The sequence below is a fragment of the Marinobacter sp. LV10MA510-1 genome (assembly GCF_002563885.1).
In the GTDB taxonomy this organism is placed as follows: Bacteria; Pseudomonadota; Gammaproteobacteria; order Pseudomonadales; family Oleiphilaceae; genus Marinobacter.
Genome location: NZ_PDJA01000001.1, coordinates 3,470,715 through 3,486,947, shown reverse-complemented (window position 1 = coordinate 3,486,947; position 16,233 = coordinate 3,470,715). Strand labels below are relative to the sequence as shown.

General features: G+C 55.9%; 11 protein-coding genes. 5 read left to right on the top strand and 6 right to left on the bottom strand.

The annotated features are described in order from the left end of the window. Nucleotides 1-79 precede the first annotated feature (79 nt). Nucleotides 80-1,138, bottom strand: coding sequence for a substrate-binding domain-containing protein (locus ATI45_RS16880; protein WP_098420796.1), 1,059 nt, complete (start codon nucleotides 1,136-1,138; stop codon nucleotides 80-82). A 227-nt stretch (nucleotides 1,139-1,365) separates the two neighbouring features. Here ATI45_RS16880 and ATI45_RS16875 point away from each other — a divergent pair, with 227 nt between their 5' ends. Together ATI45_RS16875 and ATI45_RS16870 are read left to right on the top strand one after the other, a co-directional pair. Next, nucleotides 1,366-1,767, top strand: coding sequence for an acyl-CoA thioesterase (locus ATI45_RS16875; RefSeq protein WP_098420795.1), 402 nt, complete (start codon nucleotides 1,366-1,368; stop codon nucleotides 1,765-1,767). 71 nt (nucleotides 1,768-1,838) lie between these two features. Next, entirely contained in the window at nucleotides 1,839-2,636 is a 798-nt protein-coding gene (locus ATI45_RS16870) for an undecaprenyl-diphosphate phosphatase (protein ID WP_098420794.1), read from the top strand. Between the two features lie 28 nt (nucleotides 2,637-2,664). On the opposite strand, the gene ATI45_RS16865 is transcribed toward ATI45_RS16870, so the two are convergent. The 3 genes from ATI45_RS16865 to ATI45_RS16850 form a co-directional block, all read right to left on the bottom strand. Beyond that, nucleotides 2,665-3,789: a helix-turn-helix domain-containing protein gene (locus ATI45_RS16865; RefSeq protein ID WP_098420793.1), complete on the bottom strand. Its 1,125-nt coding sequence runs from the start codon at nucleotides 3,787-3,789 to the stop codon at nucleotides 2,665-2,667. Nucleotides 3,790-4,184: 395 nt separating this feature from the next. Continuing rightward, nucleotides 4,185-6,350 carry a DNA helicase II gene (gene uvrD / locus ATI45_RS16855; protein WP_098420791.1) on the bottom strand — a complete coding sequence of 722 codons (2,166 nt, stop codon included), beginning with the start codon at nucleotides 6,348-6,350 and terminating at the stop codon, nucleotides 4,185-4,187. A 186-nt stretch (nucleotides 6,351-6,536) separates the two neighbouring features. After that, nucleotides 6,537-7,988: an aldehyde dehydrogenase family protein gene (locus ATI45_RS16850; protein ID WP_098420790.1), complete on the bottom strand. Its 1,452-nt coding sequence runs from the start codon at nucleotides 7,986-7,988 to the stop codon at nucleotides 6,537-6,539. 287 nt (nucleotides 7,989-8,275) lie between these two features. Here ATI45_RS16850 and ATI45_RS16840 point away from each other — a divergent pair, with 287 nt between their 5' ends. Beyond that, the gene (locus tag ATI45_RS16840; RefSeq protein WP_098420788.1) at nucleotides 8,276-9,292 is read left to right on the top strand and encodes a histone deacetylase family protein; all 1,017 of its coding nucleotides are present in this window, start codon (nucleotides 8,276-8,278) and stop codon (nucleotides 9,290-9,292) included. Nucleotides 9,293-9,474: 182 nt separating this feature from the next. After that, on the top strand, nucleotides 9,475-10,854 hold the full coding sequence (ppnN, locus tag ATI45_RS16835; RefSeq protein WP_098420787.1) for a nucleotide 5'-monophosphate nucleosidase PpnN: 1,380 nt from the start codon (nucleotides 9,475-9,477) through the stop codon (nucleotides 10,852-10,854). Nucleotides 10,855-10,937: 83 nt separating this feature from the next. On the opposite strand, the gene ATI45_RS16830 is transcribed toward ppnN, so the two are convergent. Together ATI45_RS16830 and ATI45_RS16825 are read right to left on the bottom strand one after the other, a co-directional pair. Then, nucleotides 10,938-11,270 (bottom strand): c-type cytochrome, encoded by a 333-nt coding sequence (locus ATI45_RS16830; RefSeq protein WP_098420786.1) that lies wholly within the window; start codon nucleotides 11,268-11,270, stop codon nucleotides 10,938-10,940. Between the two features lie 160 nt (nucleotides 11,271-11,430). Next, the gene (locus ATI45_RS16825; RefSeq protein WP_098421800.1) at nucleotides 11,431-13,626 is read right to left on the bottom strand and encodes a tRNA(Met) cytidine acetyltransferase TmcA; all 2,196 of its coding nucleotides are present in this window, start codon (nucleotides 13,624-13,626) and stop codon (nucleotides 11,431-11,433) included. 116 nt (nucleotides 13,627-13,742) lie between these two features. Here ATI45_RS16825 and ATI45_RS16820 point away from each other — a divergent pair, with 116 nt between their 5' ends. After that, on the top strand, nucleotides 13,743-16,082 hold the full coding sequence (locus ATI45_RS16820; protein WP_098420785.1) for an ATP-dependent helicase: 2,340 nt from the start codon (nucleotides 13,743-13,745) through the stop codon (nucleotides 16,080-16,082). Nucleotides 16,083-16,233: the final 151 nt, after the last annotated feature.

Below are 16,233 nucleotides of genomic sequence, written 5' to 3'. Positions count from 1 at the left end.
TCATACAACCGCAACAAAACAACGCAAGCCTGAAAGCCTGCGTTGTTTTGTCGTCATCCTTGACGTTGCCTGATCGGCCTTATAACTCGTTACCCGTCATCGGCGCCAGTTCTTTCACTGCTTTGGCAATCTTCATGCGCTCATTGCGCGGGGCTGGGATCAAGCCTACATCGACCAGGTAGCCGTTATCACCCCAGGTGCCCTCGCTGGTGAACTCGGAAATGTATTCCTGAATACCCGGAACAACACCCACGTGCGCCTTTTTGACGTAGAACCACAGTGAGCGGGCTACCGGATATTGGTCGCTGGAAATCGCTTCGGGGGTCGGTTCGACGCCGTTCACGGTCGCGGCCTGGATCTGGCCAGTGTTTTCCATGAGGAAGCTGTAGCCGAAGATACCGACAGTTTCCGGATCTTGGGCCAGACGCTGAACGATCAGGTTATCGTTTTCGCCGGCTTCAACGAACGGGCCGTCTTCACGCATGCTTTGACACACGGTTTTGAACTTGTCTTCGTTGTCGTCTTCCATCTGCGCGATCATGGGGAACTGTTTGCAACCGCTTTCCATCGCCAACTCAACAAACGCGTCGCGGGTGCCTGACGTCGGAGGCGGGCCCATTACGCTGATGGCAATATCCGGAAGGCTGGAGTCGATTTCGCTCCACTTCATGTAAGGGTTGGCAACCAGCTCGTTGCTGCCGTCCGGGTTAGGTACGTCTTTAGCCAGCGCCAGGAAAATTTCTTTCAGGGACAAGTCGAGCTTTTCCGCTTCCTTGGAGTTTGCCATAACGATACCGTCAGCACCGATACGCACTTCGGTGATTTCCTTGACGCCGTTGGCCTGGCACATGTCGAATTCGCTCTTCTTCATGCGACGGGAAGCGTTGGTGATGTCCGGGTGCTGGGTGCCAACACCTTGACAGAATAGCTTCAGGCCGCCACCGGAACCGGTAGACTCAATTTTAGGCGTCGCGAAATCGGTATTACGGCCGAAACGCTCGGCAACCACGGTCGCAAAAGGATATACCGTTGACGAGCCGACAATGCTAATGGTGTCGCGAGCCATGGCCGGAGCCGAAAGTGCCGCAATTGCACCAGCAAGGGTTACTGTTGTCAGAGCTTTATAGAGTTTAGTCACCGCGTTTCTCCTAAGTTGCATCACTTTTGTATCGACGTTTGCCGTTCTGATGGCCCAAGACTAGGCATTCTCTGTGACAGGTTTGTGACAAAGGCTGAAATTATCTAAATTCATCATCAGAACCGCGAACACACCTGACAAATGGCAGGCGCGGCATTACCATGCAGCCAAACAATTAAGGAATTTGCCAAACTGGCATTCCGCCACTTTTCTTAAAGGCCTGTGTGATGAGCACTTTTGACGACGACAAACCAATGCCCCTCGGCGAGTTAATCCTGCGAATCATTCCTTTCCCCGGCGATACCAACGCCAACGGAGATGTGTTCGCGGGCTGGCTGGTAAAGCAAATGGATATTGCGGCGGCCACTATGGCGGCCAGGATATCCCAAGGCCGAAGCGCCACTGTGGCGATGGACCGGATGGAGTTTTTATCGCCGGTACGGGTTGGCTCGCAGGTTGGCTGTTATTGCGAGCTGATCGAAATCGGCCGTAGCTCCATGAATATAAAAGTAGAAGTGTGGACGATGGACCGCTACTCCGAAGATCGCCGCAAGGTGACCGAAGGCCACTTCGTTTATGTGGCGATTGATGAAGTGGGCCGCATCCGCGAGGTGCCAGTCCAGCCCTGACCCCCGCTGTGTGTAATCTCCTGGCCTGCTCTGGCGCCCTGGATTGTTGTGAAACTTTGGATTGATACGATATGGACTTTTTTCAGGCAATTTTTCTTGGCCTGCTGCAGGGGCTGACAGAATTTCTGCCCATCTCCAGCTCTGCCCACCTTATTCTTACTCCGGCCCTGCTGGACTGGCAGGACCAGGGCGTAGGCTTTGACCTGGCCGTTCACGTGGGCACCCTGCTGGCGGTGGTGCTCTACTTCCGCCGCGATGTGTTCGGCATAGCCCGCGATGGCCTGGTTTCCATGGCCCGGCGCCGCATTGTGGGCCAGGGTGCCATGGCGTTTTATCTTGTGATAGGCACCATCCCCGCAGGCCTGGCAGGATTGGCGCTGCTGGATATGATTGATAACGAGCTGCGCTCACCTGCGATCATTTTCACCACCACCCTGGTGTTCGGTTTGCTGTTGGGTGTGGCCGACTGGATACCCAAACGCGATCGCTCGCTGGACTCCATTCGCTGGAAAGACGCGCTGATTGTTGGCCTGGCCCAAGCTATTTCCCTGATACCCGGCACCTCACGCTCGGGCATTACCATCACCGCTGGCCTGTTTCTGGGCCTCAGCCGCGAAGCAGCATCCCGCTTTTCATTCCTGCTGGCCATCCCGATTACGGCGCTGGCGGCGAGTGTAAAAATCCTGGAAGTGGCGATGATGGACATCGCTGTAGACTGGACGGGCTTTTTGATCGGCGGCGTGACTTCATTCGTGATGGCCATCACCGCCATCCACTTCTTCCTGAAGTGGTTGAATAAAGTGGGTATGTGGCCGTACGTGGTTTACCGGGTGATTCTGGCTGGGGTGATTTTTGCGGTCCTGATGTAGATTTTGGAGCCGGTCCATTATTAAGTGCTTAGTCAGTAGACGCTTTTGTGAACTTGAAGTTTTTTTTCAGGCCATTCATCCATGACGGCGGTATTACTCCATCATGCTGTAAACGTCCCACTACTATACCTGGGTGAACTCCAATCTCATCCGCAAAATGGCGAACTTTCGCTTTGTTATTTAAGCCGTTCAACTTGTCGGTGTATTGAGCAGGGATTAGCCAGTCTCCAGCCCAACTGTTTGCTTCATGCTCCTGTGGGTCATCAGTATGAGTAGCGTTAGGATCGTCAAGGAAGACAGATTTTTTCTCTTCTCTACTCCCAGAGTGCAGCAAAATGTGCGCTGCTTCATGGAAAAAAGTGAACCAGAATTTATCGTTCGTTTTACCGTACAAGGAAAGCTGTATAAAAGGCCGTGTAGGGCCTAGCCACCTAGCAACACCACTTACATGGGCTCTTGGGATAGCAGGCACCAAAAAAAATGTTATACCTGCCCCTGAAAGCAACTGCCTCATTTTTGGTTCAAACTCTTCCGGCGACTCGCATGTGAATGTGCGAATAACGCGCAAAGCTTTTTCAAAACGAGCTTTGTTGTACTTAGGCACTTCAACTTGTTCCGCGTGTTGCTCTCCTAACCTTAGCCATGAGGAGATCGCACCAACATCGCATTGCTCAGCCCTGCTTCTGCGAAATGCCATTTGCATACCACCGTAGTGCGCTCTCCACTCACTTGGTGATGCAACGCCAAAGAATCGCAGACACGCTTCAACCACATTTGGTTTATTCTTCTCAACCAAGCGTTGCTTAGCAATGGCGCCGTTATCCATTAATGCTTTAACCGGTAAGTCATCAAGCCAAGGCACCCAATTAGCGTGCTGTTCAGCAGCTTCCAGTCGCGCTTTATGATTTTGATAATTAGCTTCGCGAGTTAGCCAAAAATCAACAGTCCCACCGACTACGCGCTCCAGACGAAGTGCAGCGTCAACGCTAAGCGATACTTTGCCGTTAATAAGCTGACTAACGTGTTTCTCTGTGTACCCCAAACGTTGAGCAAGTTCGGCTTGAGTCCAGCCGCGCTCTTCGGATATATCAAGTATGGATTCGCCAGGCGGGGAGACCCAGTCTGGCGCAAAGGCAGCACTCAACTCAGTCATGATAGTCCCCTATATATTCAATACACACTATGGTCACTTGGGCCCAGTCGATACCCCCGTCATCCTTCATGGGGCAAGGCTCATTGGCTGGACTGAACACTAGACGCAAGCCTCCTGTCAGGTTGAGAGCAAACTGTCCTTGCCGGTCACCTTGGAGAGGATGAGGGTTGCCGGCGACTAGCTCAGTTACCCGACTTACAGCATCAAGGTCGCTAAGTCGTGCTCGCAGTTTGCGAGCACAGAGCGCGCCGAGTTTCTTCTCGGCTTTACGCTGCTGCTCGCATAGCTCTCTGACTTTTTTGTTTTCGAACAGAATCTCCAAGATGCTCTTACTCTAGCATTCTTTACCTATTAGGTAAATTTTATGTAAAAAATTTTAGGCCAAACTGAAAATCTCAGCAAGCCTCCAGCGGCGCATACGCCAATACCAGCCACTTGGCACCGTCATCAAAATTAACCTGAATCCGGGTGTGATGGCCGCTGCCTTCGCTGTTCATCACCGTGCCTTCGCCGAACTTCGGATGCATAACCCGCTGCCCCAGGCTGAAACCAGACTGCTTGGCGGATTCCTGGCTGAACATACTTTCGTTAGGCCGCGCCACCATGGCCGGGCGGGTCACCGTATTACGCAACCGCACCTCTTGAATACAGTCGCCGGGGATTTCCCGCACGAACCGCGACAGCGCGTTGAACTTTTCCTGGCCGTACAAACGGCGTGATTCGGCGTAGGTGATTATCAGCTTCTTCATCGCGCGGGTGATACCCACATACGCAAGGCGGCGCTCTTCCTCCATGCGCCCCGGCTCCTCTAGGGACATGCTGTGGGGAAACAGACCTTCTTCAACACCGGCCATGAACACCAGCGGGAATTCCAACCCTTTTGCGGAGTGCAGAGTCATTAACTGCACGCTGTCTTCGTGGTCTTCCGCCTGAGCTTCACCAGCGTCCAGCGCAGCCTGGGCGATGAATTCAGACAGTGGATCAATGCCCTCCTCCACTTCGTAAGTCGTCAACGCATTCACCAGCTCTTCCAGGTTTTCTACCCGCCCCTGGCCCTTTTCACCTTTTTCGCTGGCGTGGTATTCCTTCAAACCGCTGTCGTCGATGGTCTGCTGCATCAGGCCGTGTAATGTGCCGTGTTCGGCCAAAGCTGACAGTTCTTCTATGATCGACAGAAATTTCTGCAATCCGGTTTTTGCCCGGCCTTTCATTTGCCCTGCGTCCAGCATGCGCTGAGCCGATTCCCACATAGAGATGCTTTGCTCGCCTGCATAGCGCCGTATATCGGCCAGACTTTTTGCGCCTATGCCCCGCGGTGGCAGGTTTACCACTCGCTCGAACGCAGCGTCGTCGCGGCGGTAGTGCACCAAACGCAGATAGGCCAGAGCGTTGCGGATTTCCTGGCGGTCGTAGAAACGCAGGCCACCGTACACCCGGTACGGAATGCCCTGGCGCATCAACGATTCTTCCAGTACGCGGGACTGGGCGTTGGAGCGGTAAAGGATGGCCGATTCGCTGCGCAGATTGCCGTCTTGTACCCAGCTGGTGATAGTGTCGGCAATGTAGTTGGCTTCGTCTTGCTCGTTGAACGCGGCGTAAAGGCTCACAGGTTCACCGTCAACCCCGTCGCTCCACAGCTCTTTACCCAGGCGGCCCTGGTTGTTGTCTATCACCGCGTTGGCAGCTTTCAGGATCAGCTTGGTAGAGCGGTAGTTCTGCTCTAGCTTTACCAGGCGGGCGTTGGGAAAATCGCGCTGGTACTGCTGGATGTTTTCGACTTTGGCGCCGCGCCAGCCGTAAATGGACTGGTCGTCGTCGCCCACCACAGTTAATGGCACGCGGTTGCTGGCCAGAACTTGCAGCCAGGCGTATTGAATGGCGTTGGTGTCCTGAAACTCGTCCACCAGAATGTGCTGAAAACGCTGCTGATAGTGGGACAGCAGTTCCGGGCGTTGCAGCCAGAGTTCGTGAGAGCGCAGCAGCAATTCGCCAAAATCCACCAGACCACTTTGCTGGCACAGTTTTTCATATTGGCGGTAAACCCGCACCATGGTGCTGGTGAAGTGATCACCGGGGTTTTCCTGAATATGATCGGCACGCAGACCTTCGTCTTTCTGGCTGCTGATCCACCACTGGGCCTGCTTGGGCGGGAACTGGGTTTCGTCGATCTGGGCTTCGCGCATTACCCGCTTCACCATGCGCAACTGGTCGTCGCTGTCCAGCACCTGAAAATTTTCCGGCAGATTTGCGTCTTTCCAGTGGGCGCGTAGCAGGCGATGGGCAATACCGTGGAAGGTGCCAATCCACAGGCCGCGAGAGGGTATGTTCATCATCTCTTCAATGCGGTGGCGCATTTCCTTGGCGGCCTTGTTGGTAAAAGTCACCGCCAGAAGGCCGGTTGCCGGCACCCGGTTCACCTGCATCTGCCACGCCATGCGGTGCACCAGCACCCGGGTTTTGCCACTGCCGGCGCCGGCCAGAACCAGCAAGTGATCGTTTTCTGCCGTCACCGCTTCGCGCTGGGCGTCGTTCAGGCCGTCGATAATGTAGGAAACGTCCATAAAATGTCGCTACTGGTTAAATAAACAGGTCGGAAAGTATACCAGCCTTGAATCGCCCTTGCCGAATGCGGGTGCATGGAGGCAAAACTCTATAGGTTTTACACAAAAAACGGTGAGCCGCAGCCCACCGTTTTCGTTCACTCTTTCACTGACAAGCGCTAACGCTTGTTTGGCTAGCCGGCGCGATTAAAACCCGCGGGGTACGGTTTGCGCTTCGGTGAATTCAAACAGCCCTTCTTCGCCGCCTTCACGGCCAGTACCCGACATTTTCATACCACCAAACGGCGCCTCCGGCGTGGGGCCTGTGCCAGTGTTCCAGCCCACGTGACCAAAGCGCAGCCCGGCCGCTACGCGCTGGGCGCGTTTGACATCCGCAGTGAACACGTAAGAGGCCAAGCCAAACTCGGTGTCGTTGCCGGCCGCGATCACTTCGTTTTCATCGCTAAAGCTGGCGATGGGTACCAACGGGCCAAAGGTTTCTTCCCGCGAGCAACACATCTGCCGAGTTACGCCAGTAATCACCGTGGGCGGGAAAAACAAATCGTCATCGTTCAACTCTGACGGCTTTTTACCGGCTACCAGAGTGGCGCCCTGCTCTAGCGCGTCTGCCAGATGGCGTTTCACCTTGTTGTAACCGGCACGGTTGATCAGCGGGCCGAGGTCTACATCGCCGTTGATGCCGTCACCTATGGTCATTTTATTTACCCGTTCGGCCAGTTTCTGACTGAAACTGTCGACAATGTTTTCATGGGCAAAAATACGGTTAGCGCACACGCAGGTCTGGCCGCTGCCGCGGAATTTGTTGGCCAGCAGGTTATCAACCGCCGCGTCCAGGTCGGCGTCGTCAAACACGATAAACGGCGCGTTGCCACCCAGCTCCAGAGCTAGTTTTTTCACCGAGTCGGCGGTGTCTTTGATCAGCTGGCGCCCCACTTCGGTGGAACCGGTAAAGCTGAGCATAGGCACGTCCGGGCTTTCGCTCAGCGCTTTGCCAATCATGCTGGCTTTACCCATCACCAGGTTCACCATTCCGGCGGGCAGATCAACGTATTTATCCATCAGAGTGAACAGCGCAACCATGGTCAACGGGGTGGCACTGGCGGGTTTGATCACCGACGGGCAACCGGCTGCCAGAGCCGCCGACAGCTTTTTAGCAATCATGCCAATGGGGAAGTTCCAGGGCGTAATCAGGCCCACCACGCCGATCGGGCGAAAATGCACGGTCCAACTGCAACCTTTGGGCTTTTCCTCCAAGTTACGCGGACTCAACACCTCAATATTTTTGGCGCAGTAATCGAAGAAGCCAGCGGCGTAGTCCACTTCGCCTTGGGCTTCGTTTAACGGCTTGCCGTGTTCAAGACATAGAATACGGCCCATCTCTGCGCGATTGGCGGTTAAAGCATCACGAATGTCTTCCAGCCACTTACGGCGAGTTTCCAAAGGGTAAGGCTCGGTCAGTTTTTCGGCTTTTTTTGCCGCGGCTATGGCATCTTGCACTTGTTGCTCGGTTACAAACGGCACTTTCGCAATAACGGCACCGGTGGCCGGGTTATCCACATCAAAGGTATCAGCGGCGGCTTGTTGCCACTGGCCACCGGCGTATCCGGTTATGTTCTGTAATAACGGTGATTCAATCATTCAGGCTCCCTTACATGATAGATAATCAGGCTGTACGTGATAGGTAGCCAAGCTGTACGTGGTAGCCAGGCCGTTGCAATACCGATCAAGCTGCTGCGATGCGATCTGAACGCTCGATCGCAGAAGCGCAAATTCTTACTCATTCATTTATTCACTATAGTGGATGCTCTCCGGCAACCTGTAAAGCTGACGGCGATTTTTACGGATCAGATTTTTTTGACCCACGCCAGTCAGTGCTTATACTCGGGTGATTACGCCCTACCGCTTCCTAAGAAGGCCGCTGAAATATGAAAGCATTTTTTCACCCCGCACAAGATCAACACAGCCCACAGTCGTACTTCACCCGCGGCCAAATGCGCCAACCGCAAGAAGTAGCAGACCGTACCCGGGAAATGTTGGCGGGCCTGAAGGCCAGCGGTATTCCGGTGCTGCAACCGGCTGACCAGGGCGCGGGGCCCATTGGCAAGGTGCACGATCTGAGTTATCTGCGCTTTCTGGAATCTGCCCACAGGCGCTGGAAGGCGATGGGCGATGACTGGGGCGATGAGGTCATGTCCAATATTTTTGTGCACAGCCCCAACGCGCTGAAAGGCGTTCTGGCTGAGGCCGCACGTTATCAGGCCGACGGTAGCAGCCCCATTGGCAAGCACACCTGGGATGCCGCCTACTGGTCGGCACAGACCGCCCTGGGCGCGGCCGACGCCTTGATGGCAGGGGAACACACCACCTATGCGGTATGCCGCCCGCCGGGCCATCACGCTCGCCACGCAGCAGCCGGTGGCTTCTGCTATCTGAATAACGCGGCCATTGCTGCCGAGCGCCTGCGCAGCCGATATCAGCGCGTAGCCATACTCGACACCGACATGCATCACGGCCAGGGTATTCAAGAGATTTTCTACCACCGCAGCGACGTGCTTTACGTTTCGGTGCACGGCGACCCCACCAACTTCTACCCGGTGGTGGCCGGTTACGAAGAAGAACGCGGCGAAGGCGAAGGCTACGGTTACAACATCAACCTACCCATGCCCCACGGCTCTGATGAAGAGTATTTTTTCAGCAAGGTGGAAGAAGCCCTGACCGCGCTGAAGCTTTACCAGCCGGATGTTATTGTACTGGCCTTGGGCTTCGATATTTACAAGAACGACCCGCAAGCCAAAGTGTCAGTGTCCAGCGAGGGCTTCTGTCGTTTGGGCAGCCACATTCGCCAAATGGGCCTGCCAACACTGACGGTGCAGGAAGGCGGCTATGACCTGGACACCCTGAGTCTCAACGTGCAGCAATTTTTTAAGGGCCTGACTGGCTGAGCCCTGTTGCGGTAAGGCACGTTGAAAACAGGTTCGGTGGGTTCCAGCCCAGTCTGGAATCCAGCGTTATTCGGTAGCACATCGGCAAAAAAACACTTAGTGTAGCGCCTCGGCCGCCGGCAATCGGACGAGCACCCGTGTGGTGGAGGATGCCGGCCGCATACCAAGGAGTTTTACGACCGATGAATGAACCCACCATCAACGCGTTGGTGTCGCCCGAAGGCAGCCTCGAAATCCTGTCTAACCATGAAGTAAACCGCCTGAAAGACCGCAGCGAAGGCGGCCTTTACCGATTGTTTCGCCAGTGCGCACTGGCCGTACTGAATACCGGAGTGGTTACCGACGATTGCCAGGATTTGATGACGGCCCACAGCGACTTTGAGGTGCACCTGGTGCCCCAGCCCCGCGGCCTGAAACTGGAACTGATCAACGCACCCCACCATGCCTTTGTCGACAATGAAATGCTGCGCGCCAATCGCGAACATTTGTTTTCGGTGTTACGCGACATTGTATATACCCATTCCAGCCCGCTGTTCATTGAAGCCCAGCGGCATCCGCGGCCGGAAGATCTGACCAATATGGTGTTCCACATTCTGCGCAACGCGCGGGTGCTGCAACCGGGGCGACAGCCAGACATGGTGGTGTGTTGGGGTGGCCATTCCATCAGCCATGAAGAATACCAATACAGCAAAGAAGTGGGCCACCAGTTGGGCCTGCGTGAACTGAGCATTTGCACCGGCTGCGGCCCCGGCGCCATGAAGGGCCCGATGAAAGGCGCCACCATAGGCCACGCCAAACAGCGAGTAAAAGACGGTCGCTACATTGGCATTACCGAACCAGGCATAATCGGCGCCGAGGCACCCAATCCGATTGTGAACGAACTGGTGATCATGCCGGATATAGAAAAACGCCTGGAAGCCTTTGTACGCCTTGGCCACGGCGTGATCGTATTCCCCGGTGGAGTTGGCACAGCGGAAGAAATTCTTTACCTGTTGGGTATTTTGTTGCACCCAGACAACGCCGACATTCCCTTCCCGGTGGTGTTTACCGGCAGGCGCGAGAACGCTGATTATTTTGAAATGATCGACAAGTTTATCCGCAATGCCTTGGGTAACGACGCCGCGAAGCGTTATGAAATTATCATTGACGATCCGGTGCGGGTGGCGCGCACCATGAAACACGGTATGCAAGAGGTCGAGACCTTCCGCCGCGCCATGCAAGACGCCTATTACTTTAACTGGACGTTAAAAATAGACCCTGTGTTTCAGCTGCCATTTGAGCCGGACCACGCCAACATGCGCGCCTTGGAACTGCATCGGGATCAGCCAGTGCACTTGATTGCGGCGAATCTGCGCAAAGCCTTCAGCGGTATTGTCGCGGGTAACGTAAAAGAAGAAGGAATTCGGAAGGTGCAGGCCCATGGCCCGTTCGAAATTGCGGGCGACCCCAGCCTGATTAAGCCTTTGGAAGCCATGCTGGAACAGTTTGTGGCTCAAAATCGTATGAAACTGCCCGGCACCTCGGCTTATAGGCCAAGTTACCGGATTATCAGCAAGGTCTGACATTTCGTCTGGCTAAGTAAACGGACACTTTAGCCAGACGTAAAACAGCCCCACTATTTTGCAACAACTGACTGCGGGGTGGCTTATTTTCCGCCTGCAGGCAGACTGGCGAAATACGCCGCCAAGTCGGCGATGTCAGTATCGCTCAGCCCCATTGCCTGGCCCTGCATAATGGCCGCCTGGCCACCATTACGTTCCTTGTTTTTGTACGCCTTCAACGACGACACCAAATACATCTCGTGCTGGCCCGCCAGATTCGGATACATCGGGATCAACGCGATACCGTTCTGGCCATGGCAAGCAGCACACACGGCCGCTTTTGTCTTACCAGCGACCGCATCTCCGGCGTTGGCCATCAGCGGCAGCGCCGCACTCAATGCAAAAAGACCTGCAACAGCAAAGTGCTTCAATTTCATTAGGGTAACCCTCTCATTTTTCGAATCGAATGCCTGTAATTTCTTATACGCGAATAACGGCGAATAAAACATCCTATTAATATACCAGTTTGACGTTATAACACGCGCCAAATTCTGTTCAAATGCGATAAATCAAGACGCAGTTTGCATGACACGGATACTAACAGCACCAGCCTGAAACCATAAACCTAAGTTGTCGTTCGGCATCGCGCTGGCCAAAGCACAGATTCTCGCGCTGAAGTTCAGCCCAACTGCGGCCCTGCACAACAGCGCGGCACCACAGCGCGCACTGAACGGGAGGTAATGCGCTCAGCCAGTCTGCGGCGCCGACGCAGCGGCTAAGAGTCTGCAGCGCGGGCAGGGTCAGCTCAAAGCCGCGATGGCCAGCAGCGAAATACTGTAAATCGCGCTGGTCTTCGGCATCTGGTTGCGGGCCGGCCGGCAGGCTGCGCATTACGGTGGCCATCAGTTCCGGCTCACACTGGACCCACTGACGACCGGCCAGCACCAGCCAGTGCCGGCCCAGGCGCTGCTGTAAATCCTGCACCAAACGCTTACCCGCTGCACTGAGCCCGCACACAGCCTGTAACGGATATTCACCACTGCTGGCCTCCTGGCTGAAACCCAGACGCACCGGCTGCAACCCCTGGCGCTGCCAAAAAGTCAGGAGCGCAGGCGTGCCACCAAAACTGCTGCCGATATAATCAAAGCCTTCCGCTTTGGCATAGGCCTTAGCGGCAGACACCAGGCGCTGGCCAATCCCGCTGCGCCGCTGCGGGGCCGCCACCGCAATTCGTGTTACCCGTAAACCATGCTGCTGAACCGCTTGCGGCAGGCCCGCGTGTAACGCCAGCGACTGTGCCAACAAATGCCCGCGCAGCCGGCGCTGCCCAAGGCTGACCTGCTGCGCCAAAGGCGCTGAAAATTCGCCTTCGCCCTGGGCCCACAACAATCCCACCGTGCGTCCATTTATGCGAGCTCGCCAGCTGACGGCGGCGGGGTCGTCCAGCCACTGGCGCAGGTCTGCCGGCGTCGTGCGGTAATGAGCGTTCACCAAAAGCCCGAAAGCTTCCGCCAAATCATTTTCTGTTGCCTGAGCCGGCTGCCAGCGCTCTAGCTCCAGAACCGGCTCCAGTACCAGCAAGGGATCAGGCGTCTGCTGTTGTGTGTTGTTCTGGCTTTCCGCCGCCAACAAGAACAAGCGGAAAACCAGCGGCTCCAGCGGGTCACTGGCCGCCCATCGCACTGGCTGCGAAAGAGTACGCTCTTGCCAGTGAGGCGTGTACCGGTCCAACTGTTCGCGAAAGCGCACCGCAAATCCCCGCCCGGCTCCTTCATAGCCGTGCACAGTGGTGGCAAAGGCCACCCGTGGCCAGCCTAGCAAAATACGCTGCAACAGCGGCGCGGCTATGGCGGCGGCTTCGTCGACCATCACGACTTCGGCGGCAGGTTTGTCCGCCAGCAGCTGTTGCGGCAATACGAATGTCAGGCTGGCGCCGCTGGTGGTGTTCAGTTCAGTAGCCGATTGGCTTTGCAGTTGGGCTCCCAGGCGCTCACGGGCGTGGGCCATAACGGTAGCCACCTGTTCGGCCGAAGGCGCAGTCAGCAATACTCGCTGGCGGCCCTGCAACAGCAACTCCGCTGCCGCCAAGCCCAAGGCTGCCGATTTGCCGCGGCCGCGATCAGCGGTAACCACCAGCGGACGGCGCCGGCGCCCCAAGCCAAAACGCACCAGCGCTTGCACTAGCTGGTCCTGCTCGGGCCCGCCGCTAACGCAGAACGCCGTTGCGGGTCGGCGTCGGCTTAATTCGTTCCGCACACGGCCCAGTTCTGAGTTTATGGTGGCGTTCGTGCTCTCATCCCCACTCACATCCAGCCGAATGACGTCTGGCGTATCACACAGTATCTTCGCCAAGCGCTCAGCAAAGGGGTGTTCACTGGCCTGATCAAGGCCGGTGCGGGCGTAGTCCGGGTCAGCAAATGTGCCCCATTGCGCCAGCGGCGGCATCAGCCAGAACCACAGGCCGCCAGCCGTTAATGTGCCAGCCAGCGCCGCCAGCCCGTCAGGTGGGTTGCCACTGAAGCCGTCCCACACCAGCAGGTCTAGCTCACGCCCCAGCCACGTTCTTGCTTGCGCCGGTGTCGCTAGTTGCAAGGCCAGCAGGGGACTGTCGGCCCTGGTGCTGACCCACAGGCCCTGATCTACCGTTAAAAATGGCAGTTCGGTCGTCAACCAGCGCAATGCCGCACTGCGGTCGCCCTCCATCAGCACCAGTCTGCGTTCACCGGCGTGCCGTAATTCAGCGCGCAAGTGCTGCAGAGCGCCGGGGCTGGGTGAATCCGGTGTAAACGCCATAACCGTGCTCTTAATAGGTGTTTTTAAGGTGCGTTTGAACTGCTGAATATGAAAAATGACGACGCCATTATGGAACAGGCCTGTGCCCGCGACCAGTTGCCGATTACAATGGCGCCATGCCACAGCAACCACCCGCTATCGATTACCAGCATCAACCCCACACTGCCGCAACGGCCCTGGCGAATCCAGCTGCACAACTGGTGCTGCCCGAGTTTCTGACCGACGAGCAACGGAGCATTATTAGCGCCGGCTTTGAACACGCGGTGATTACCGCGGTCGCCGGCAGTGGCAAAACCACGACCCTGGCATGGCGTATTCGCTACCTGCTGCACCAGGGGCACGATCCTGCCCGTATGCTGGTGCTGATGTTCAACCGCAGCGCCAAGATGGATTTCGAACGCAAACTGCAAACGGTGTGCGGCAATAGTGGCTTGGCGCTGCCGGAAATACGCACCTATCACGCCATGGGCCTGCGGCTTTACCGGCGTTTTGTGCGGGAGGGCTATCTGCCCAATTTTTCCGCTAACATTCTCAGCGACGCGGAAATTAACTATCAGGTATTTCAGCTCAGTCGCCGGCTGGTGCCGGAAGACCTGGCCGACGAGCTGCGGCGGAACAAAAAAGAATTTATAGAAACCGCCACCGGCTTTATTGACCGGGTGAAAACCAGCCTTTCGCCTGCGGAAATCGTGTTTGAAGACATGGAGTTCACTGAACGCCAGCGCTACCTGATTGACCTGTTCCACGGTTTCGAGCAATGGCGCAAAGGCCAGAGCCGTATCAGTTTTGCCGACATGCTGTACGAGCCGGTCATGGCCATTCACCAGAACCCGCCCCTGCAAGGGCTGGTGGCCAATAAAATGGACCTGATTCTGGTGGACGAGTATCAGGACACCAACGAAATTCAGCATTTACTGCTGCGCTATGTGGCGGGTGATCGGGCCCGGGTAACCGTGGTAGGCGATCCGGACCAGACCATTTACGAGTTTCGTGGCGCCAAACCGGAGTTTATTCTGCGCCGCTTCAGTGACGAGTTTGAAAGCCCGCTGGAACAAACCCTAAGCTACAGCTTTCGTTATGGCCACCGGGTAGCCTTGCTGGCCAACCATCTAATTCACAACAACAGTGGCCGTAAAGACTTTAAATTGTGCCATGCGCATCCGTCTACACCCGCCACTACCATTACCCTGCACCGCCAGGACAATGACGCCGATACCGTGTTGCAGCTGCTGCAAGCCAAGACAGCAGAACAATTGACTGATACCGCCATCCTGTTCCGAGTATGGAGCCAGAGCGTGGCCATTGAACTGAAACTGCTGGCGCGACAAGTGCCCTACCGCATTGATGCCGGCAAAGGTGCACTGTTCAGCCGCGAAGTGCAGGCCATTATGGCGTTGCTGCAGGTAGTGACCGGACAGCTCAGGCTATTGCCCGACAGCGACCGCCTGGAACTTGCGCGGCAACTGCTGCGGTTCCCCCACGTTGGCCTGAAAGAGCCGGAGCTGGACCAGCTTGCACGCTTTTTGGCCGGCTTTGGCGAGGACTGGGCACAACGCATACTGGCGATGGACTTTAACGCTCTGGCCCCCATGGCCGCCCGCAAGCTGCGCAAACTGGCGGAAGCACTGAACCAGCTCAGTGGCTATCGCGGACCAGTAGCCGGGGTAATCAGCGTATACGCCGACAGCACCGATCTGTACGACGGCATTCGCAGCCTGGCCCTGACCCACGACAGCGCGGAAGAGCGAATCAACACCATTCAAGGCTTTCGCCAGTACCTGAAAAGCCTGGATATTAACGCCGAAAAAGCTCTGGCCCACCTGCACACGCTGAAGCAACAAGCCGGCGCCCATCGCAACGATGGGCAAGACACCCAGCCAGCCGGCGTTCTGCTGTCAACTATTCACCGCACCAAAGGTCTGGAGTGGCCGACGGTGATCGTGCCCGGTTTACAGGAAAAGTACCTGCCTTACAGCCCCCGCGCCGAAGACAATCTGCGCGCCCACCTGGAAAGCGAACGGCGCTTATTGTACGTGGCCATTACTCGCAGCAGGCAACAGTTGCACTTGATTACGCGTCCTGCAAGCAGTCGCCCTCACCTGGACGGCGAACAGGGCCCCAGCCGCTTTGTGGCAGAGTGTTGTTTTGAGCTATCCGATGAACTAGGCGGCGCTTTGCATCAATTAGAAGGCAGCAACGCTATAGCCATGAACGCCCCACTAACGGCGATTAGCGAACGTTACGGTCGCCGCGAAGGCGTAACCCTGAGCGGCGAAACTAGCCAGGAAAACAATGACCAGCCCCTATGGCAGCGGGAACGGCTTCAACACGCCATATTTGGCGCTGGAACCGTTGTCAGTGAGGATGAAAGAGCCTTTGAAGTTCGATTTGATAACGGCGACACCCTCAATTTCAGCAAGCAAAGCGCCCACCTCTATTTCAACGTATTAAATTAACGCCAGTTCAGGTGCCATCCTGAAATTTATTATTTTTTAATCAATAAGTTAAACTAAAAAATTACATCTACACACGTACAACTCCTAAGGTAACATTACGTAAGCTTGTTTTGAGTTTTGCGTGCCAATAGCCTAATTTATCTATAAGAGT

Bases quoted from the DNA above. Each gene is read 5' to 3' on its own strand.
- ATI45_RS16865 (WP_098420793.1), bottom strand. From the start codon at position 3,789: ATGACTGAGTTGAGTGCTGCCTTTGCGCCAGACTGGGTCTCCCCGCCT.
- ATI45_RS16875 (WP_098420795.1), top strand. From the start codon at position 1,366: ATGAGCACTTTTGACGACGACAAACCAATGCCCCTCGGCGAGTTAATC.
- ATI45_RS16850 (WP_098420790.1), bottom strand. From the start codon at position 7,988: ATGATTGAATCACCGTTATTACAGAACATAACCGGATACGCCGGTGGC.
- ppnN (WP_098420787.1), top strand. From the start codon at position 9,475: ATGAATGAACCCACCATCAACGCGTTGGTGTCGCCCGAAGGCAGCCTC.
- ATI45_RS16870 (WP_098420794.1), top strand. From the start codon at position 1,839: ATGGACTTTTTTCAGGCAATTTTTCTTGGCCTGCTGCAGGGGCTGACA.
- ATI45_RS16820 (WP_098420785.1), top strand. From the start codon at position 13,743: ATGCCACAGCAACCACCCGCTATCGATTACCAGCATCAACCCCACACT.
- uvrD (WP_098420791.1), bottom strand. From the start codon at position 6,350: ATGGACGTTTCCTACATTATCGACGGCCTGAACGACGCCCAGCGCGAA.
- ATI45_RS16830 (WP_098420786.1), bottom strand. From the start codon at position 11,270: ATGAAATTGAAGCACTTTGCTGTTGCAGGTCTTTTTGCATTGAGTGCG.
- ATI45_RS16825 (WP_098421800.1), bottom strand. From the start codon at position 13,626: ATGGCGTTTACACCGGATTCACCCAGCCCCGGCGCTCTGCAGCACTTG.
- ATI45_RS16840 (WP_098420788.1), top strand. From the start codon at position 8,276: ATGAAAGCATTTTTTCACCCCGCACAAGATCAACACAGCCCACAGTCG.